19 protein-coding genes and 1 tRNA gene are annotated in these 17955 nt (G+C 68.2%); 7 read left to right on the top strand and 13 right to left on the bottom strand.

The features are described from left to right. Positions 1 to 12: 12 nt before the first annotated feature. A complete protein-coding gene (locus DFO65_RS07745) occupies positions 13 to 1644 on the bottom strand; it encodes a RecQ family ATP-dependent DNA helicase (RefSeq protein ID WP_113903836.1) in 1632 nt (543 codons plus the stop codon). 43 nt (positions 1645 to 1687) lie between these two features. Continuing rightward, positions 1688 to 2194, bottom strand: a complete 507-nt coding sequence (locus tag DFO65_RS07740) for a bifunctional nuclease family protein (RefSeq protein ID WP_113903835.1) — start codon at positions 2192 to 2194, stop codon at positions 1688 to 1690. 146 nt (positions 2195 to 2340) lie between these two features. Here DFO65_RS07740 and DFO65_RS07735 point away from each other — a divergent pair, with 146 nt between their 5' ends. Next, positions 2341 to 2910, top strand: coding sequence for a hypothetical protein (locus DFO65_RS07735; protein WP_113903834.1), 570 nt, complete (start codon positions 2341 to 2343; stop codon positions 2908 to 2910). A 66-nt stretch (positions 2911 to 2976) separates the two neighbouring features. Here the strand turns inward: DFO65_RS07735 and mgrA are convergent, their stop codons facing one another. From mgrA to DFO65_RS17085, 5 genes are all read right to left on the bottom strand, one after another. After that, positions 2977 to 4017 (bottom strand): L-glyceraldehyde 3-phosphate reductase, encoded by a 1041-nt coding sequence (gene mgrA / locus DFO65_RS07730; protein ID WP_113903833.1) that lies wholly within the window; start codon positions 4015 to 4017, stop codon positions 2977 to 2979. A gap of 87 nt (positions 4018 to 4104) precedes the next feature. Beyond that, positions 4105 to 4875 (bottom strand): response regulator transcription factor, encoded by a 771-nt coding sequence (locus DFO65_RS07725; RefSeq protein ID WP_113903832.1) that lies wholly within the window; start codon positions 4873 to 4875, stop codon positions 4105 to 4107. Continuing rightward, positions 4872 to 6947 carry a sensor histidine kinase gene (locus tag DFO65_RS07720; RefSeq protein ID WP_113903831.1) on the bottom strand — a complete coding sequence of 692 codons (2076 nt, stop codon included), beginning with the start codon at positions 6945 to 6947 and terminating at the stop codon, positions 4872 to 4874. Before DFO65_RS07720 ends, DFO65_RS07725 begins: the two co-directional genes overlap by 4 nt. Positions 6948 to 7045: 98 nt before the next feature. Next, a complete protein-coding gene (locus DFO65_RS07715) occupies positions 7046 to 7783 on the bottom strand; it encodes a hypothetical protein (protein ID WP_220151252.1) in 738 nt (245 codons plus the stop codon). Positions 7784 to 7893: 110 nt separating this feature from the next. Beyond that, positions 7894 to 8058, bottom strand: coding sequence for a hypothetical protein (locus tag DFO65_RS17085; RefSeq protein WP_181778666.1), 165 nt, complete (start codon positions 8056 to 8058; stop codon positions 7894 to 7896). 78 nt (positions 8059 to 8136) lie between these two features. Here DFO65_RS17085 and DFO65_RS07710 point away from each other — a divergent pair, with 78 nt between their 5' ends. Continuing rightward, the gene (locus tag DFO65_RS07710; protein ID WP_113903830.1) at positions 8137 to 9288 is read left to right on the top strand and encodes a calcium:cation antiporter; all 1152 of its coding nucleotides are present in this window, start codon (positions 8137 to 8139) and stop codon (positions 9286 to 9288) included. Here DFO65_RS07710 and DFO65_RS07705 read toward each other — a convergent pair. Together DFO65_RS07705 and DFO65_RS07700 are read right to left on the bottom strand one after the other, a co-directional pair. Continuing rightward, entirely contained in the window at positions 9264 to 10004 is a 741-nt protein-coding gene (locus DFO65_RS07705) for a GNAT family N-acetyltransferase (RefSeq protein WP_113903925.1), read from the bottom strand. The two genes, DFO65_RS07710 and DFO65_RS07705, sit on opposite strands and share 25 nt — an antisense overlap. 23 nt (positions 10005 to 10027) lie before the next feature. Next, on the bottom strand, positions 10028 to 10537 hold the full coding sequence (locus DFO65_RS07700) for a GNAT family N-acetyltransferase (protein WP_113903829.1): 510 nt from the start codon (positions 10535 to 10537) through the stop codon (positions 10028 to 10030). 129 nt (positions 10538 to 10666) lie between these two features. On the opposite strand from DFO65_RS07700, the gene DFO65_RS07695 reads away from it, so the two are divergent. Then, positions 10667 to 10921 carry a PspC domain-containing protein gene (locus DFO65_RS07695; RefSeq protein WP_113903828.1) on the top strand — a complete coding sequence of 85 codons (255 nt, stop codon included), beginning with the start codon at positions 10667 to 10669 and terminating at the stop codon, positions 10919 to 10921. 8 nt (positions 10922 to 10929) lie between these two features. On the opposite strand, the gene DFO65_RS07690 is transcribed toward DFO65_RS07695, so the two are convergent. After that, the gene (locus DFO65_RS07690) at positions 10930 to 11391 is read right to left on the bottom strand and encodes an SgcJ/EcaC family oxidoreductase (RefSeq protein ID WP_181778665.1); all 462 of its coding nucleotides are present in this window, start codon (positions 11389 to 11391) and stop codon (positions 10930 to 10932) included. Between the two features lie 175 nt (positions 11392 to 11566). Here DFO65_RS07690 and DFO65_RS07685 point away from each other — a divergent pair, with 175 nt between their 5' ends. After that, positions 11567 to 11860: a DUF503 domain-containing protein gene (locus DFO65_RS07685; RefSeq protein WP_113903826.1), complete on the top strand. Its 294-nt coding sequence runs from the start codon at positions 11567 to 11569 to the stop codon at positions 11858 to 11860. 744 nt (positions 11861 to 12604) lie between these two features. Here DFO65_RS07685 and DFO65_RS16950 read toward each other — a convergent pair. From DFO65_RS16950 to DFO65_RS07670, 3 genes are all read right to left on the bottom strand, one after another. Further along, on the bottom strand, positions 12605 to 13549 hold the full coding sequence (locus DFO65_RS16950) for a hypothetical protein (protein ID WP_147233308.1): 945 nt from the start codon (positions 13547 to 13549) through the stop codon (positions 12605 to 12607). A gap of 568 nt (positions 13550 to 14117) precedes the next feature. Then, positions 14118 to 14193, bottom strand: a tRNA-Lys gene (locus DFO65_RS07675). A 91-nt stretch (positions 14194 to 14284) separates the two neighbouring features. Further along, on the bottom strand, positions 14285 to 15196 hold the full coding sequence (locus DFO65_RS07670) for a hypothetical protein (RefSeq protein ID WP_245940535.1): 912 nt from the start codon (positions 15194 to 15196) through the stop codon (positions 14285 to 14287). Positions 15197 to 15368: 172 nt separating this feature from the next. Here DFO65_RS07670 and DFO65_RS07665 point away from each other — a divergent pair, with 172 nt between their 5' ends. The 3 genes from DFO65_RS07665 (at position 15369) to DFO65_RS07655 (ending at position 17836) form a co-directional block, all read left to right on the top strand. Beyond that, the gene (locus DFO65_RS07665) at positions 15369 to 15956 is read left to right on the top strand and encodes a hypothetical protein (RefSeq protein WP_245940534.1); all 588 of its coding nucleotides are present in this window, start codon (positions 15369 to 15371) and stop codon (positions 15954 to 15956) included. Between the two features lie 245 nt (positions 15957 to 16201). After that, positions 16202 to 16822, top strand: coding sequence for a DUF47 domain-containing protein (locus DFO65_RS07660; protein ID WP_113903823.1), 621 nt, complete (start codon positions 16202 to 16204; stop codon positions 16820 to 16822). Positions 16823 to 16825: 3 nt separating this feature from the next. Then, positions 16826 to 17836 (top strand): inorganic phosphate transporter, encoded by a 1011-nt coding sequence (locus tag DFO65_RS07655; RefSeq protein WP_113903822.1) that lies wholly within the window; start codon positions 16826 to 16828, stop codon positions 17834 to 17836. Positions 17837 to 17955: the final 119 nt, after the last annotated feature.

Below are 17955 nucleotides of genomic sequence, written 5' to 3'. Positions count from 1 at the left end.
CACGGTGTCGACTCAGATCGTCTCGAGCAGCCGCTCCTCGGCGATGAGCTCGCGGGCGAGGACCTTGTAGCCCTCGCTGTCGAAGAACACCGTGATCCGGTCGTCCTCGGCGCTCATGACGATCCCCTCACCCCACTCGGCATGTCGCACCCGGGTCTGGACCGGGTACGGATCGCCGTCGATGGCCTCGGTGGCCTCGGACAGTCCGGCCGCGCAGGTGTCGCAGTTGCCGCACGGCTCGTCGAGCGGTTCCCCGAAGTAGCCGAGGAGGTACTGCCGGCGGCAGCCCCGCGTCTCCGCATAGCCGCGCATCATCTCGATCCGCGATTCGTCGATCCTCTCCCGCAGGTCGGCCTGCTCCTTGGCCCGGAGCGCCGCCTCGTCGCCGGAGCCGGCGAATCGCGGAGAGAGGGTGTTGCCCGAGCCGCTGCGGTCGACGACGACCGCGTCGTGGAGCAGCCCGAGGAGACCGCTCACCTTGCGCGGGCTCTCCTCGAGGGTCCTGGCGAGGTCGGCGTTGCGCACCGGTCCGTCCGCCGACCGCAGGGTGTCGACGATCCTGCGCACGAGGTCGGCATCGGGATGCCTGGCGACGAAGAACCGGCGCAGGCCCAGGTCCTCGGGGCGGTAGTGCAGGTGGACCGTCGCCGGCTCGCCGTCGCGGCCCGCACGCCCGATCTCCTGGTAGTAGGAGTCGAGTGACTCGGTGACGGCGGCGTGGACGACGAAGCGCACATCGGGCTTGTCGATGCCCATGCCGAATGCGCTGGTCGCGGCGACGACGTCGAGACCGTCGTCGAGGAACTCCTCGTGCACCCGTGTCCGCTCCTTGGCCGGCAGCCCCGCGTGGTAGGCGGCGGCCCGCAGTCCCTGCTTGGCGAGGGCGGCCGCGTACTCCTCGGCCGCGCGTCGGGTCGCGACGTACACCAGACCCGGCGCGGTCTCAGCGCCCACCTGCTCGATGACGGCCGCACGCTTGGCGTCCTCGGACTCGTGCCGGGTGACGCCGAGCCGCAGGTTTGGTCGGTCGAAGCCGCGGGTGAGGACGAGCGGGTCGCGGAATCTCAGGCGCTCGACGATCTCGTCGCGCACGGGTGGGGCGCCGGTCGCGGTGAGCGCGAGAGTCGTCGGATGGCCGAGCTGCTCGATGACCTCGCCGAGGCGCAGGTAGTCCGGGCGGAAGTCGTGGCCCCACGCGGACACGCAGTGGGCCTCGTCGACGACGAACAGCGAGACGCCGACGGCGCGGAGCTCGTCGACGACCTCGGGCTTGCCCAGCTGCTCGGGTGCGAGGAAGACGAACTCGGACTCACCGACGGCCAGGGTCCTGAAGGCGTCCTCGTTGCGCGAGCGGCTCTGCGCCGAGTTCACGGCGACCGCCTCGGGGGCGTCGGGCGCGTTCTCCAGGCCCTCCATCTGATCGAACTGGAGGGCGATGAGGGGAGAGACGACGACCGTCGGCCCCGGTTCGAGCATCCCGGCGATCTGATAGATCCCCGACTTGCCGTAGGCCGTGGGCATGACGCAGAGCGTGTCGCGGCCGGCGGCCAGGGCCTCGATCGCGTCCTCCTGCCCGTTGCGCAGCCGGTCCCAGCCGAAGGCCTGGGAGGCAAGGTCGCGTGCGCGATCGCCGATGGATGTCATTTATCCGACGATGGTGCACCCGCGCCCGTCGCGCAAGGGGGGGTCAGCCTCGGAAGTCCTCGGGGTCCACGCCCTCGATGAACTTCTTGAACTCGGCGAGCTCGTCCTCGGCCTCGTCGTCTGCCGCACTCTCATCGATGAGCGAACCGGGGATGCCGGCCTCCTCGAGCACCTCATCGGCGACGAACAGGGGAGCGCCCATGCGGACGGCCAGGGCGATCGCGTCCGATGGCCGGGCGTCGACGACATGGCGACCGGCAGGGCCCGTGAGGGTGATCGCCGCGTAGAAGGTTCCGCCGTCGATGCGCTGCACCTCGACCTCGGCGACACCGGCGTCGAGGGTGTCGAGCAGCGTCTTCATGAGGTCGTGGGACAGCGGGCGCGGGGCGTGGGCGCCCGAGGCGCCGATGAGGATCGACGTCGCCTCCTGCTCGCCGATCCAGATCGGAAGCACACGGGACTCGCCGAGGTGCTCGAACAGCGGCTTGAGCAGCACGATGTGCTGCTGCTTGGCGTCGAGCGCGACGCCGAGGACTTGCACCTGAACCATGACGGCCCCCGTCCATGAGCGGATACTGCCATCGTAACGCCGGACGGCTCGTGTCCGGGGCGTCGTCTACCGTGAATGCCCACACGGACCCGGATGCGGGCCCGGAGCATCGCCGCTCCAGGGCGGCTTGAGGGAAGGACGGACCGATGACGGTCACGGACACGCACACGCAGAGCAGCGCGGGCAGGCCGAGCAGCGCGAGCACGGGGGAGGAGGCCGCAGGTCCGGTCGAGCGGACCGCTGCCGAGGCCGCTCCGGGCGGCAGCGGGAAGGAGGCCGCCGACCTGCTGCGATTCCCGGACAGCCTCGCGCTGTGCATCATCGCGGCCGTCTTCACCACCGGGTCGAACCCCCATGCCGTTCGCAACGTCGTCCGGCGCTATGTCTCCAGGCACGGGCGCAGTGACGGGGCGAGGGCGCTGCAGTACTCGATCGCCGGAGTCGGCGGTGCCCGACCCTGGGCCGTCGAGGTGGTGGAGAACCGGAAGCCCGCGAACACCCACCCCGGCGCGCCGCTCAAGGCCGAGGTGATCGAACGGGCCGTGCAGCTCATGGTCGACCTCGACATCGACACCGTTCCCGATCTCCGGGCGGCGGTCACCGAGTCCCCGGAGGCGAACCCGGTGCTCGAGGGGTGGACGCGGCTTCCGAGCCAGAGTTCGGGGGCGACCTACCGGCACCTGCTGACGATCGCGGGTCTCGTCCCCGAACCCTGAGGCTCTCGGCCCCCGACGACGTCAGCCCGGGATGCTGACGACCTCAGCCCCGGGGACGTGAGGCTCTCAGCCCTGGGTGCTGCGGCGGGCGTCGCCCCAGATGTCGATGCCGGCGTCGACGGCGTGCGTGTCGATCTCGGTGAGTTCCTCGTCCGTGAATGGCTCGGCCTCGAGGGCGCCGACGTTGTGGTCGAGCTGCTCGACCCGGCTGGCACCGATGACCAGCGAGGACACCCGGTCGTCGCGCAGCGCCCAGGCGAGTGCCATCTGCGCCAGGGACTGACCGCGACGCTCGGCGATCGCGGCGAGGGCGCGGATGTGCGTGATGTTGTCCTCGGAGAGGAACTCCTCCTTGAATGACGGAGTCCCCTTCCCGGCACGCGAGTCCTCCGGCACACCGCCGAGGTACCTGTCGGTGAGCAGACCCTGGGCCAGAGCGGAAAACGCGATGACGCCGAGTCCCTCTGATTCGGTCGTGTCGAGGAGCCGATCGGTCTCGATCCACCTGTTGAGCATCGAGTACGAGGGCTGGTGGATGAGCAGCGGCGTGCCGAGCTCGCGCGCGATGGCGGCGGCAGCGCTCGTGTCTGCGGCCGAGTAGGAGGAGATCCCGACGTAGAGGGCCCGACCCGAGCGAACGGCGGCGTCGAGTGCCGCGACCGTCTCCTCGAGCGGAGTCGAGGCGTCCGGGCGGTGCGAGTAGAAGATGTCGACGTAGTCGAGGCCCAGCCTGCCGAGCGAGGCATCGAGACTGGAGAGCAGGTACTTGCGGCTGCCGCCGGGGCCGCCGTAGGGACCCGGGTGCATCGCCCACCCGGCTTTGGTCGAGATGACCAGCTCGTCCCGGTAGCGACCGAGGTCCTCGCGAAGCAGACGGCCGAAGTTCGTCTCCGCGGATCCCGGGGGCGGACCGTAGTTGTTGGCGAGGTCGAAGTGCGTGATGCCGAGGTCGAAGGCGCGTCGAACGATGTCGCGCTGGTTCTGGAACGGGACGTCATCGCCGAAGTTGTGCCACAGGCCCAGGGACAGGGCCGGCAGGACGAGCCCTGAACGGCCGACCCGGCGGTAGGTCATCGAATCGTAGCGGTCGGCGGCGGCCTGATGCACTGGTGCTCCTTCGGACGGATTGTCGGGTCGATCGGTGTACCGGTGGAACGCCTCGACGCGGGGGAGTTTCCTCGCGCCGTGACCAGTCTAGTCCGCCGGGCCCGACGAGCCTCGGAGCGCGACCTGGTCGGCTCCACCGCCCAGACCCTCGGCACGGGCGCGGACGATGGCCGCGGAGCGGTCACGCAGGGACAGCTTCGCGAGCACGGTCGCGATCGTGTTGCGCACGGTCTTGGGGCTGAGCGAGAGCCGGGCGGCGATCGCCGTGTTGTCGAGGCCGGCGGCGACGAGGTCGAGGACCTCGCGCTCCCGGGGAGTGAGCTGGGGGAACGGCAGCCGCGTCGCCCGCTGCCCGCCCACGACATAGTCGAGCGCGTGCGCAGCGACGCTCGGCGAGAGGATGAGCTCGCCCGCGGCCACGGCTCGCACGGCCCTCTCGACCGAATCGGGAGGGGCCGACTTCACGAGGAAGCCCCGCGCGCCGGCCCTCACCGAGGCGACGACCGCGTCATCGTCCTCGTGCATCGTCACCACGAGGACCCTGAGGCCCGGATGCGTGTGGAGCAGCTCGCGGGTGAGGTCGGCCCCGGACCCGTCGCCGAGGTCGAGGTCCATGAGAACGACATCGACCTCGGCGGCACCGATCCTCTCGATCCGCCGATCCGCCTCTCCAGCGCCGGGGAGTCCGAAGAGCTGACGGGCATGGTCCGCGCTCGATGCCTGTCCGATCACGGCGATCCCCGGAAGGGAGTTGAGCAGGGCGGTCATCCCCATGCGGAAGACCGGATGATCGTCGATGACGACGACCCCGATCGGGCGGTCCTCGCGCGCCGGGTTCCCGGACGCCTGAGCAGTCATGATGTCTCCTCCCGCGGATTCAGCGGCAGCCGGGTGCGGACGAGGGTTCCGCCGCCGGGGGCCGGTCCGGTGGCGAAGCTGCCGCCCAGCTCCTCGACGCGTTCGCGCATCGACACGGTCCCGACGCCGTCGGGGGCATCCGCCGCTCGGCCCACCCCCTGATCCCAGCAGTCGACGAGGATGCCCTCGGGCCCCCCGTCGCCTGCGAGCGAGGCGTCCCAGTCGACCCGAGCAGTCGACCTGTCGACGCCGGAGTGCCTCGAGCTGTTGAGGGAAGACTCGGCGATGACCGCATAGGCCGCGGCGGCCACCCGGTCATCGAGCCGGCGCAGGGAGTCGGGATCCTCGACGAGCAGTCCCTCGACCTCGAGGGTGAAGCCCGTCTGCGCGTAGCGGGCGGCGAGTTCGTCGACGGCGGCCGCGAGACCGCGTTCCTCGAGGATCGGCGGAAGCAGGCTGCGGGAGACCATCCGGATGTCCTGGACCCGCTGGGCCGCCTCGGTCTGCAGTGCCGCGAGAAGCTCATCGGCGGCAGCGGGGTCCGCGGGGAGGATGTTACGGGCGCCCTGGATGCCCAGGTGCAGCCCGGAGAGCCAGGGCCCGATCCCGTCGTGGAGCTCACGCCGGATCAGCTGGCGTTCGGCCAGGCGCGCCCGCGTGGTCGCCTCTCTGGCGCGGTCGGCGGCGACCGCCGACCGCGTCGCGGCGTCCTTGGCGGCGGTCACCTCGGCGGTGGCCTGGATGAGGCTGAGTCCCACGGCGAGGAGCGGCTCGATCCGGTCGAGGGCGTCGAGGGTGCGCCGGTCGAGCCGCTCACCCGGTCGCGGGGTGAAGCTCAGTGTTCCCAAGCGGTCCTCGATCCCGGCGTCCGAGTCGGCGCGGCGGGTCACCGTCCGCTCCTCGGGTGGGCTCGTCGGGGTGCCCCAGTGTCCGGCGGTCTCGCCGTCGGGAAGCGTCAGCGTCGCGGACTCGAGGCGCAGGGTCTCTCCGACCGCTGCGGCCAGCCGGTCGAGGAGCTCGGCGGGCCGACTGCCCGTGGACAGGGTCGCGCCGATGTGGAGTGCGGCGCGACCGGCGGAGGCGGCCTCGCCCCACACCAGCCGACGCACCCGGGCGCCGAGGAGGGACCTGACGGGTTGGACGGCGAGGACGACGCCGACGGCGGCGACCAGCTGGGCGATGGCCGAGCTGCCGACGAGTCTCGACGCCGTCCACACCAGGGCGGCGTAGACGACGACCATGATGAGGGTGAGCAGTCCGGCCAGCACTCCTCGGCTCACTGCCAGGTCGATGCCCCACAGCCGATTGCGCAGCACGGTGACGAGCAGTGCGCCCGGGAACAGGGCCTGGCAGGCGAGGTGGGAGATCGGGACGAGGAAGAGGACGCCTTCCGAGGTGTACGGGACGAGCAGCAACGGCAGGAACGACAGCGCCATCACCGCGGTGCCCAGTGCGAGGAGACCGAGGCCGTCGCGCTCGCCCACCGGACCCAGGCGGTGGCGCCAGAGCACGGCGGCGGCCGTGACGAGGCCCCAGACCACGACTGCGACGAGGATCGGGGCATTGTCGCTCATGGGGAAGGCGAAGCGCTGCACGGTCAGCGCCGCGGTGACGACGATCCCCACGGCCGGACCGGCCGCGGCGAAGCGGGTGAGGGGTGTCTCTCGGACCAGCCACGGGACGACGAGGAACAGGGCGAGGGTGCCCGGCACCCACGCCGAGCCGAAGAGCCCGAACCCGAGCGCTTCGGCGGGGAGCCGGTTCGCCACGGCGAACGACGCCCATCCGCCTCCCAGAGCGGCCAGGCCTCCGCCGACAGCGGTGAGCGCGATGAGCCAGGCGACGATGTGGCCGCGTCGGGAGAGGATGACGGCCGCGACCGTGCCGTAGACGAGTCCGACCATGGCGTCGACGGCGAGGAACAGCGCATCGGGAGTGAGCGGGACCCGGCTGGCGATCTGCAGCACCACCCCGGCCACCGCCGGCAGCGCTGCCGCGATGAGCACCGCGATTCCCGCCCGGGGGCGTCCCACCCGGCGGACGGGCGTCGTCGCGGAGACGGACGTCGTCATGACTGAACAGTACCCCGCGGGCTGACCCGGCGGAACACCCTGCGATGGGGCCATCGCAGGGTGGTCGGCAGTCTCCGGTCGCCGAGGCGCGCCCACGGTCACCGGCGATCGCCGAGGGCGAATCCGAGGGAGGCGATGAGCACCCAGACCGGACCGATGAAACCGGCCAGGTACTGGAAGGGGGAGACCCCGGTGAGGACGATGAGCACGCCGAGGACGAGCGAGACGACTCCGATCCACTTGTGGACCGCTCCGTGCCGCAGCGAGGCGGCGGCGACGGCGATCGCCGAAAGCCCGGTGCCGACCCACAGCCAGGGGATCGTCCCGACCCAGTCCGTGTAGAACGCGACGGATTCGGGCACGTACATCGAGGTGTCCGAGAAGCCGAGGGCGAACTGGGTGTTGAGCCCGCTGCCGAGGAGCAGGGCGGCGGCGGTGAGGATGATCCCGCCGAGGGCGATCTGCCCGTGCAGCCCGCTCGCCGGTCCCTGCTGGTCGAGCCGGCGCTTGAGTCCGGCGCCGAAGACCGGCAGGGCGAGGAAGGTGAGCATCGACAGCACATGGAAGACGATGAACGCGGACTGCTTGCCCGCGGCGTCGGCGAGGATCGCCTCGGCGTCTCCCGCCGAGTTCGCCCAGTCGATCGAGGTGGCCAGCGACGCCTGGATCGTGGCGATGCCGAGCGCTCCGGCAGCGACCCCGATCCAGGCCCAGGTCCGGGGAGGACGGAACTCCGGCGGCCGCGGCCGGGAGCCGGCGACGGCGTCGGTCGGGGCGACGGGCGCGGGGCGGCGGTCGTTGCCGGGAGTGGTGTTGGCGTCGGGAACGGTGGACATGAGACCTCCTGCGTGAATGCCCTGCCGCTGATCGGCGGGGTGCGTGAGGTCCACGGTCCTCCGTCCGGTGTCCCGGGCACCAGGGCCCGGCGCCCGGAACTCCGGGCGGTTCAGCCCTCCAGCCGCCGGTGCAGGACCGCGTGCGCCAGATCGAGGACGGCCGGGTTCTCCGTGAGGTCGAATCCGGCGTTGGCGGCGAGGAACTGCCCGTCGAACGCGAGTGCGCTTCGTCCGTGGGGCGGGCAGAGGCGACGCGCGACGGCACCCGTTAGCATGGTGGGGACAGTTGCCTGCGGGACGACCCGCCGGTGGGAGCACGAGCTGGGACGGCCCTGCAGAAGCCCGGATGAGCGTTGACGCAGACACTTCGACAAACGACATTCCGAACCGTTCTCACTCCGACCGCCCTCCTCCGACTGGGACTGGGCTGGGGCGCCTTCCTCCTCACGATCATCGCTGGACCGGCCCTCTCCGCGTCCCTTCCCGGGCCCGCCCTCGTCGCGGTCCTCACCGCGATCGTCGTCGTCATCGTCGTCTGCGCGTTCGGGGTCGTGGCCGAGGCCGAGCATCTGGCCCACCGCCTCGGCGACCCCTACGGCACCCTGGTGCTCACCCTGTCGATCGTGCTCATCGAGGTCATCCTCATCTCCGCGGTGATGCTGGGGCCCGGCGAGCACGCGACGATCGCGCGCGACTCCGTCATGGCGGTGTCGATGATCATCCTCAACCTCGTCGTCGGCGCGGCCCTGCTCGTCGGCGGGCTGTGCCATGCCCGGCTCCGGCCCAACCGGGCGGGGGCGTCGGCGTACCTGTCGATGCTCGTCGTCCTCACGGCCGTGGCGTTCGCCCTGCCCGCGGTGATCGGCGCGAGAGGGGAGTACTCGGCGGCTCAGGAGGTCCCGATCATCGTCCTCACGGTGATCCTCTACGCCTTCTTCCTGGTCAGGCAGATGGGTGCCCAGAGCGAGGACTTCCGGGAGGTCGCCTCGGCGTCGTCGCCCACATCCGCCGAGGCGGTCCCCGCGTCGATCGTTCAGGTGCTCTCCGTCCACCGCGCCGAGGTGATCGCGCGGACGGTGGTGCTCGTGCTCACCGTCGTCCCCATCGTCCTCCTCTCCCATGACATGGCCGCCCTCCTCGACGACGGGCTCGGCCGGGTGGGGGCGCCGACCGCGCTGTCGGGGATCCTCATCGCGATGATCGTCTTCCTGCCCGAGACGATCACCACCATCCGCGCCGCGCACATGGGAGAGATCCAGAGGGTGAGCAACCTGTGCCACGGGGCGCTCGTCTCGACGGTGGGGCTGACGATCCCGGCGGTGCTGGCGATCGGCCTGCTCACCGGGCAGAGCGTCGTCCTCGCCGAGACCCCCGCGAACCTCGTCCTCCTCGGAGTCACCCTCCTGCTCACCCTCACGACGTTCGGCGGCGGCCGGGTCACGGCTCTCCACGGCGCCCCGCACCTGCTCCTCTTCGTCCTCTACGCCCTCAGCGTCTTCGCCTGAGGCGCCTGTGCCGCCTGCAATGAGGTGATCTGCTCTCCCGCGGCAGTGAAGTTCGAGGGGGCGAGCCAGGCCTCGAAGGCCGAGCGGACCCGCGGCCACTCCGTGTCGAGCAGAGAGAACCAGGACGTGTCCCGATTGCGTCCCTTGACCACCTGAGCCTGGCGGAAGGTCCCTTCGAACGTGAATCCGAGTCGAGCCGCGGCCCGCAGCGACGGCTCGTTGAGCGAGTTGCACTTCCATTCGTAGCGCCGGTAGCCGAGGTCGTCGAAGGCATGGCGCATGAGGAGGTACTGGGCCTCCGTCGACGCCGGGGTGCGCTGCAGCAGCGGCGAGAACGCGACGTACCCGACCTCGATGGCACCGTTCTCCGGATCGTGGCGCATGAGGGAGAGCGTGCCCAGGGCGCGCCCGGTCCGGGTGTCGACGACCGCATAGTGGCGCGGGTCGGTCTGCGCGGCGGCATCGATCACCCAGGCGTGATGGTCCTCGACGGAGTCGAAGGGTCCCACCGGCATGTACGTCCAGTCGCGGCCGTCCGGTGCGGACGAGTGCGCGGCATAGAGGTCCTCGGCATGCCGGTCCGGATCAAGGCGCTCGAGCACGCAGTATCGGCCCTCCAGCCGCTGCGCGTCGGGCAGCCGGGCCGGTCTCCAGTCCGACAGCGCCTCACCGATCGGCTGACCGTACTCGTTCGTCTCCATCGCGTTCGTCACCATCGTGGTCTCCCGCCTCTCCGCCGTCACCTGTCCGCCGACCCGTGATCGGGAGCCAGTCCCTCTCCCGAGGGCGCGGCGCTGGCCGGGACCGCATCGTAGGTCACCCAGTGCGTGCGCGCGGCGACCTGGTCGTAGAGCGCCTGGGCCTGATGGTTGTCCTCCGCGGTGATCCAGCGGACGACCGAGCGCCCCTCGGCTCCGGCGATCTGCTGCAGTCGGGAGATCAGGGCACGGGCGGCGCCGCGGCCGCGCGCCTCGGGGGCGGTGAAGAGATCATCGAGCCAGATCCCGACGGTTCCGGTCGAGGGGCGGGAGAACCGGCGGAAGTGGGCGAGGGCCACGACTTCGCCCTGGGCCTCGGCGACGAGACCCTGGCATTCGTGGTCGGGATCGGTCAGCCATGACCACACGCGTGAGACGACGTCCTCGGAATCCTGGAGCCGGTAGAACTCGCGGTAGCCGCGGAAGAGCTCACGCCAGCGAGGCTCGTCGGAGCCCTCGAGCGGACGGACGGTGGTCGGGTGCTGTGGCATGGCGGATCTTCCTCGTCGATCGATGGGACACGTCAAGACTAGGAGAGCACGTGCCGCGGGGGATAGCCCCCATGCGAACGACGGCTGGCTCCAAGGTGACGCAGAGGCGCGACGCGTAGGGTCGAAGACATGAACAGCATCTTCAACGCAATCCGGAAATCAGGCTACCGACGCGGACCGCAGAGGCTCGTCGGCGGCATCGCAGGAGGACTCGCCAAGTCACTGGGGATGAATGTGTGGCTCGTCCGCCTGCTCACCCTCGTGGCCTCCCTGCTGCCGGTCATCGGGATCGGCGCCTACCTCATCGCCTGGGTCCTCACCCCGTGGCAGGACGGTTCCATTCCCCTCGAACGCTCCCTCGGACGCGGGTCCATCGGGCGCTGACGAGCCGCTCAGCCGCGCAGCGGTCCTCGCTCGGCGCAGGCGGCGTCGAGCTCTGCGGTCAGGGCCTGACGACCCGCGTCGTCCCAGTGCAGAGCCGCTGGAGTGGTCTGGAACAGTGTCACCCGCCAACCACCGGGGGTGGACGCGGCCACGACAGTCTGCCGTGCGTTCGCCTCGGGGTTGATCTCGTCCGCTCCCGGCGGGACCATTCCGGCATCAGCGAGGAGCACCGAGGCGTCGCCCGCCCTGCGGACGGAGCGGACGATCGCGACATAAGCGGCCGTGGGGTGATCGGCGAAGATCGGAGTGAGATGGTCGAGGATGGCCTCTCGACCGTCGGCCACGCTGCCGTCGAAACCGATCAGCAGGCCATCGTCCGAGAAGCACTCGGCCATCGCCGCGTCATCGCGACTGTTCCAGGCGGTGAGCAGCCGTCGGTGCAGCTCGGAGACCGCCTCATCGTCGGACATGCGGATCCTCCCTCGAACCATGGATCGACTCGAACCGTCGATCGTTCGGTGCCGATTCTAGTGGGCGGCATTCCGCTGTCGGAAAGGCCGATGCGGCACGGTGGCATCGGGCCGGCCCGGCGACAGCCGGTCCGGTCGATTCCGGTGCCGCGTTCCTCGGCGGCATAATGGAACGATGTGGATCGGGTGGATCGAATTCGACCTGCGACTGGGCGACGTGCATTCGCTGAAGGCCAAGCGGGCCGTGGTGCGTCCGATCCTGGCAGGGATCAGGCGCAGGCATGACGTCTCGGTGGCCGAGGTCGACCACCTGGACCTGTATCGGAGAGCCGCCATCGGAGTGGGCCTGGTCGCTGCGGACAGCGGTCGCGTGGTCGAGATCCTCGACCAGGTCGAGCGCTACGTCGCCGAACTCCCCGAGGTCGAGCTCCTCTCGGCCCGCCGACAGCTGCGGAGCAGCGACGACTGATCGAGTGGCATCGAGGCGGGCAACCTCATCGCCCTCTCGTAAAGATATCGAGGCGTGCGCGGCCCGGCGATCAGAAAATCGCCCGGCGTTCAAACTCGTCTGAACGTCCAGGATCGAGCCGCGCTGGTGGATGCCTAGGCTGCCGAAGTGCCTGTAAACGAGTTGGCTGAGCGCTTAAAGGTGCACCGCGCCACCGTGTAGGGCCAAGTTCGATCACAGAACCGAAGCACTAAGGGGAGTAGGAATTTTACTGGTCTGTCGCGGGAAGAAGTCGAGGCCAGTATCCAGGCAGGGCGATGCGAATCTGCGCGCCGCCAGAGTCAGGATCTGTTATGACGAACTAGCAGACCTTGACGCCAAGTATCGTGTCTCGCTCGACATTGAGTCGATTGCCCAGGGGGATGGGGGAGCCACCTGAGTATCCGTTAAACGCGTAAAGTGTGAGCGAAACGGTTTGGCGCGAGTCGAAGTTTCGTCGTTCGCTCATCCCGTGCAACATACTCGTTCCAGGTGTGGCTGGTAAACGTCAGTCGCGGCAGGTTGTCCCGATTCCTTGGAATGAACCGTCGCGTTGAGCATGACGGCTATACGCAGGGGGAACATTGCAAGCATGGCGAAGCAGTGTATAGATCTTTGCATAACATCAATATGATTTTGCCTCGTGCTGGGCCCTCTCGTTGAGGATAGTGGAATGAGAATTTCCCCCTCACGCTTTTGGGCGGTGAGGGCGTATTTCTCATTGGCTTACGATCTATCCTCATTCTCTCCTTCGGAGGCTAGTTTCTCCTCATAGGCTCTAAAGTGCTGACGCATGTGCTTCAGGTTTTCAGTGTTCGCGCCCTCGTTGACGTATTCTCTCGTGATAGGAAGGGCATAAACTGGCCCGAAGTGCGACGAGTCGTTAACCATCCAATGACCGACCCTGCTAGAGACAGGTGATATCACTTCGGGTGCGAAGCGTGCTTCGATAGTATCTATGACTCCAACTCCTCGCGGATCAAAAACGGTGATCCATAGCCATATATCGCCGCCAGGCCGGGGAGGCTCTGGGTTGCTATACGCATCGGCCCATTCTCCCACGGTATGACCGTCTGCCCATTCGAATAGAGCGGCAGCGCCGGGAGGTAAAATCGCCTCTGAATTTATTGAGTTGTCTGTGAGGTGCGGCAGCGGGGTGAATTCTCCTGTTATGAAGTTAACTCCCTCTATGAATCGCCATTGTGTTTCCAAGCGCACGCGCGCACTTGTTTCCCCTTCGTTAATTAGCGCTCCACGCCCTCGGAACCAGAGAAACGTCCCGCTGTCTTGCGGGAAGACAAATTCGTGACTTTTATTCCGTGGAGTTTCGGTGGCTTGACGATCGAGGAGCCGGTTATCATTTGCGTAGGGAATTCCTGTTTGGGCAGTGTTCCAGTATGGTCCTTCCGGCTTCTCGAAGAACGCAACCACGCGGGGTGCAAACTGATCAACCCGCGCCCGGATAGATTCTCGGTGTACATCGACTGCGGCGCTAGCTGATTTCTCGCCGGAGGTTGCTTGCCTCGCGCTAATCTTTAATTGCTGCTCGTTTGCTTTAATCTGTCGTCTGGTGATGCACCCTTGCCAAATCGCCGCAATTGCAAGAACCATCGTGCCAGCCGCTGTGGTCAGTGTCAGCCAGTCCCCGGGTGCCCATGTACTGTCAACCATTCCTACTTCTCCCCGTGAGTGCCTCGTCTTCCTTGGAATCTAGCTCGCGACTTGGCGATCTAGTATTCATACTGCGCGGTGTGCCGTGCCGACTCGTCACCATAATAGAACGGGTGAACGAGTCAAACACGCCTCGGTGGATGCTCGAACACCATGACTTCAAGCGGCTCCGCGCTCGGGTCTGCGGCGAGTTCATCCGCTTCCACTTCACTGCTGGAAAGGATCAGATCGCTTGCACGCACTCACAGTTGGAGGCTGGCCTCGACCTCCCTCGAGGCTCCTGCCGACTCAAAGCCGACAATGGCGCCACGCTCATTTTGATGACCGAGGAGTGGGCTAACAGGCTCGTCGAGCTGGAGACGCTCGCAAGTCCACGAGTGGATACGCACTCACGTGCACCTGTGGGGACACCAGTGTGACTTCGGCAGATAAGCCGGGGACCAGTACTGGAAGGACGAGCTGTCCCGAGATAACGCGCGGTACGCGGTGGCAGTTCAAAATCCGTCAAGAACGATGCAGCCTCGAAGCGGTGAACTTCGGAATTGCGGTCAGTTTGCCTGGTCAAATCTGGTGGGCCCCGTGGGGATCGAACCCACGACCCGCGGATTAAAAGTCCGCTGCTCTACCAACTGAGCTAGAGGCCCCGCCCCGGCATGAGCGCGCACAGGGTCGCGCACACAGTCGGAGACTCACCAATACTAGAGGGAGGCGAAAGGTTTTCCCAAACGGGAAGGCCTACTTCTCCGTCCCTTCCGCGACCCGCTCGCCGGGACCTTCGATGGCGACGGCCTCCTCGACGACGTCGCTCTCGATCGGCTTGCTCTTCCTGACCTTCCTCCGCAGCTCGGCCACGTTCTTCAGGGTCGACAGGACTGTGCGATCCTTCGTGGGAGCCACGTACTCCGGGTCGGTCTCCAGGGGGAACACCCTCGGTGCGGGGCCGAAGGCGTCGTCTGCCTCGGTGGCGACCTTGCGTGCCATCTTGGAGTTGACAACCCCGCCGATGACCGCGCCGATGCCGAAGGGGAGCAGACGCCCTGCGAGCGAACCGCCGGCACGGGCGGCGAACTTGCGGATGAACGTCTTGCGCAGCTTGCGGAAGAGAAGGTCGACGAACGGGCCGGGCAGCTGCTTCGTCACTACCGAGCCCCAGTTGCCCAGGAGCGCTTCGGGACCGGAGGACTCCTTGCCGAACTTCTGGACGAGGTTCTTGCCGTCCTCACCGAGCATGAGGCCGAGGACCAGCACATTCGCCCGATTCGCATCCTTGACCGGCAGTCCGTGGATCTCGGACACGGCCTGCGCGAACAGCGCCGTGCCCTCGAGGAACCCGGCGGTCTCCGCGGCCGCGACGCCGAGGGCCGCTGTCGTGCCCAGTCCCGGAATCGCGGCAGTGGCACCGACGGCGGCCCCACCCGAGGTCGTCAGGGTGAGGTAATGGCGGCGGATGATCGCGATGAGCTCTTCGGGCGTCGCCTCGGGGTGCTTGCGGCGCAGGCTGCGCACGTAGGCCAGGGCGACGGGCCGCTGCACGGAGAGCAGCTTCGACAGCATCGACTGAGCACGGGGATTGAGCGTGCCGTCCTCGTTGACCGCCATCTTCGCCGCCCGGTCCAGCCCTTTTCTCACCACATACGATTTGGCCACGAGAGTCCCTTCCTTGTCCGAACTGTGCGAACCCGCTGGACGCAGTCGGAAACGGTGGTTCCCGCCTGCGCATTCGATTGTCAGTCTAGTTGCGGCCACTGTGAGGTGGGCCAGTGTTCCCTGATCGAATGGCGACAGCCTCGGGCGCATGGGAGACTAGAATTGAGCGACGATGACACAGCGACCATTCCACCGTCCGATCCCCCTGGCCGATCTCGAATCGCTGAGCGATTCGACCGACCCGGTCACCCGTTCCGAGACCTCCCATGCCACCGCCGCGCTCCTGCTCGGGGATGCGCACGGGCACCGCGATGAGGCCGCCACCCGACGGTTCGTCGAACTCGCCGAGGACATCGGCCTCGAGGTCATCGCGGAGATGTGGTCGAGCGCGCCCGCGGTCTCGGCCCCCGGCGCGCTGTGGCGACTCTATGCCCTGCGGGAGTGGATTCGCACCCAGCCCCGCGAGCTCAGCGACCTGTTCGCCACCGGTCAGCGCCGGCTCAGCGAGGGCATCGGGATGGACGAGATCCTCGCCGGCGTCGAGCTTCCCGCCGGCCCCGCCGAGGTGGCCCGCGCCATCGATGAGATCCTCGCCGGAGCGTTCCACGGCGATGTCGTCATCGCGCTCCTGCGCGCGGCGGCGTTCGTCCGCCTCTGCGCGGGAGGTGCCGAGGACGAGGACGTCCGCGTGCGACTGGAGCAGCTCTCCCGCGACCTCAGGGACGCGGCCGTCTCCCACCGCCGAGGCGGCCTCGACTGAACGACGTCGGGCGCTGTGAGGCATCTCAATCGGCCGATTCCGCCTCGGCGGTTTACTCATGAGCGTGAACGGGTATCGTGGGAGGTGGCCTTCGGGCCACCGGACGCTGGATCGCTGAAGCCCCGGGCTCCAACCTCAGCCGCTTCGAGCGGCCTATCGCCGAGAGGCGCTCTCGGTTCAGCGTTCGGCTCATAACTTCAGGCATGATCAGTCCGGCTTGCCCGGGCCCCGGGCAGGAGGAAGGCATGCGGCTCAAGCGGGTACCGCAGGATTCCGTCTTCTATCAGCGCATGTCGGACCTCGTCGGTCAGATGAGGCAGTGCAACCTCGTCCTCGCCGAACTCTCCGGCATCGAGGTCTCCGAGCGCCGCGAGGTCGCCTCCCGGCTGCACGAGATCAGCGGAAGCGCCGACGACGACATGGGCGCCGTTCTCCGGGCGCTGCGCGAGAACTACATCACCCCCTTCGACCGCGGTGACCTGTATCTGCTCGGTCATCACATGCGCGACATCTGCCACCGCCTGCACGGCGTCGGCTTCGTGCTCGCCTCCGAGGCCTTCGACGAACTGCCCTCCGGAGTCCTCGAGACGCTGGCGGTGCTCTCCAACCAGACGGATCACACGAGCCGGATGATCACCCGGCTGCCGGGCAGGCTCGACCAGTGGGACTACGTCGACGCGATCAATCGGCTCACCTACCAGGTCGAGACCCTGCAGTGGCGGATGGCGGACGCGGTTCCCAACTCGAAGCGGGGACTGACCTACATGGCCGCGGTGTCCCAGCTGGGTCAGTCCTTCGTCCGCGCCTCCCAGGGCTTCACCGAGCTCGGCAAGGTCGTCGCCTCCATCGCGATCAAGGAATCGTAGTCAGTGGAGCTGCTCCTGGCGGGAGTCATCGTCGCGGCGGTGCTCTTCGCAGGGTCGAACGGTTTCCATGATGCGGCGCTGACCATCGGCAACGCCGTCGTCGGACGTGCGCTCAGCCCTCGCTGGGCACTGTCGCTGGCGGTGATCTTCAACTTCATCGGTGCCCTCCTCGGCGAGGGGATCGCCTTCGTCGTGGCCAACCAGATCGTGCGCTTCGACGGGTCGACCGACGTCATCCTCACCTCGATCATCCTCGCGTTCGCCTCGGCGACGGTCTGGAGCCTCTTCACCTATTGGCTCGCACTGCCGGTCTCCTCGACCCACTGCCTCATCGGCGGTCTCCTCGGGGCCGGCGTCGTGCTCGGCTTCACCATCGATCTCGATGAGGCGTTCGACTCGGTGCTCCTGCCGCTCGTCCTCTCGCCGATCCTCGGGTTCCTCCTGTCCTGGGCGCTGACCCTGCTCATCTCACGACTGGCCGCATCGACCCCACCCAAGCCGCTCTTCCGCGGCGCCCGGATGGTCGACTCGGTGCTCACCGCCTCGCTGTCGCTGGTCCACGGGGTCCAGGACGCGCAGAAGACCGCGGCCCTCGTCATGGTGGCGCTGCTGGCGATCGAGGCCAGCCCCCACACCGAGCTGTCCGTGCTCGGCATCTGCTGGCCGGTGCGCATCCTCATCGCCGTCGCGCTCGCCGTCGGCACGGGCCTGAGCGGGTGGCGGGTCGTGCGCACCCTGTCGGTGCGCACGGCGCGGATGGATCCGGTGAAGTTCGCCGCCGCCGATGCGACCGCGACCGTGCTCATGTACACCGCGGCCGTCGTCATGCGGGTGCCGGTGTCCCTGACGTTCGTGCTCGGCTCGGCGATCCTCGGGACCCAGTTCGCCGGTCGCACCGGGCATGTGCGGGCCCGCTTCGTCATTCCCGTCGTCGGGGTGTGGCTGCTGACGATTCCCGCGGCGGCGCTGCTCGCGGTGATCCTCGGCCTGGGGGTCAGGGTCCTCACCGGCTGACGATCGGCCGCCTCGGCGAAACCGCGACCGTGCGTGACCGCCGAGAGTCGCTGCCCGGCGTCGCTACCCGGCGTCGCTACCCGGAAGTGTGGGCGCGACGCAGAAGTGCCGCACCTACA

This window comes from Brevibacterium sanguinis, assembly GCF_003315415.1.
Taxonomy (GTDB): Bacteria; Actinomycetota; Actinomycetes; order Actinomycetales; family Brevibacteriaceae; genus Brevibacterium; species Brevibacterium celere_A.
The sequence above is the reverse complement of the archived record's forward strand: the minus strand, read 5'-3'. Positions and strand labels throughout refer to the sequence as shown.

Excerpts from the sequence above, each read along its gene's own strand:
- DFO65_RS07745 (WP_113903836.1), bottom strand. The coding sequence starts at position 1,644 with ATGACATCCATCGGCGATCGCGCACGCGACCTTGCCTCCCAGGCCTTC.
- DFO65_RS07740 (WP_113903835.1), bottom strand. The coding sequence starts at position 2,194 with ATGGTTCAGGTGCAAGTCCTCGGCGTCGCGCTCGACGCCAAGCAGCAG.
- DFO65_RS07735 (WP_113903834.1), top strand. The coding sequence starts at position 2,341 with ATGACGGTCACGGACACGCACACGCAGAGCAGCGCGGGCAGGCCGAGC.
- DFO65_RS07725 (WP_113903832.1), bottom strand. The coding sequence starts at position 4,875 with ATGACTGCTCAGGCGTCCGGGAACCCGGCGCGCGAGGACCGCCCGATC.
- DFO65_RS07720 (WP_113903831.1), bottom strand. The coding sequence starts at position 6,947 with ATGACGACGTCCGTCTCCGCGACGACGCCCGTCCGCCGGGTGGGACGC.
- DFO65_RS07715 (WP_220151252.1), bottom strand. The coding sequence starts at position 7,783 with ATGTCCACCGTTCCCGACGCCAACACCACTCCCGGCAACGACCGCCGC.
- DFO65_RS17085 (WP_181778666.1), bottom strand. The coding sequence starts at position 8,058 with ATGCTAACGGGTGCCGTCGCGCGTCGCCTCTGCCCGCCCCACGGACGA.
- DFO65_RS07705 (WP_113903925.1), bottom strand. The coding sequence starts at position 10,004 with ATGGTGACGAACGCGATGGAGACGAACGAGTACGGTCAGCCGATCGGT.
- DFO65_RS07700 (WP_113903829.1), bottom strand. The coding sequence starts at position 10,537 with ATGCCACAGCACCCGACCACCGTCCGTCCGCTCGAGGGCTCCGACGAG.
- DFO65_RS07695 (WP_113903828.1), top strand. The coding sequence starts at position 10,667 with ATGAACAGCATCTTCAACGCAATCCGGAAATCAGGCTACCGACGCGGA.
- DFO65_RS07690 (WP_181778665.1), bottom strand. The coding sequence starts at position 11,391 with ATGTCCGACGATGAGGCGGTCTCCGAGCTGCACCGACGGCTGCTCACC.
- DFO65_RS07685 (WP_113903826.1), top strand. The coding sequence starts at position 11,567 with ATGTGGATCGGGTGGATCGAATTCGACCTGCGACTGGGCGACGTGCAT.
- DFO65_RS16950 (WP_147233308.1), bottom strand. The coding sequence starts at position 13,549 with ATGGTTGACAGTACATGGGCACCCGGGGACTGGCTGACACTGACCACA.
- DFO65_RS07665 (WP_245940534.1), top strand. The coding sequence starts at position 15,369 with ATGACACAGCGACCATTCCACCGTCCGATCCCCCTGGCCGATCTCGAA.
- DFO65_RS07660 (WP_113903823.1), top strand. The coding sequence starts at position 16,202 with ATGCGGCTCAAGCGGGTACCGCAGGATTCCGTCTTCTATCAGCGCATG.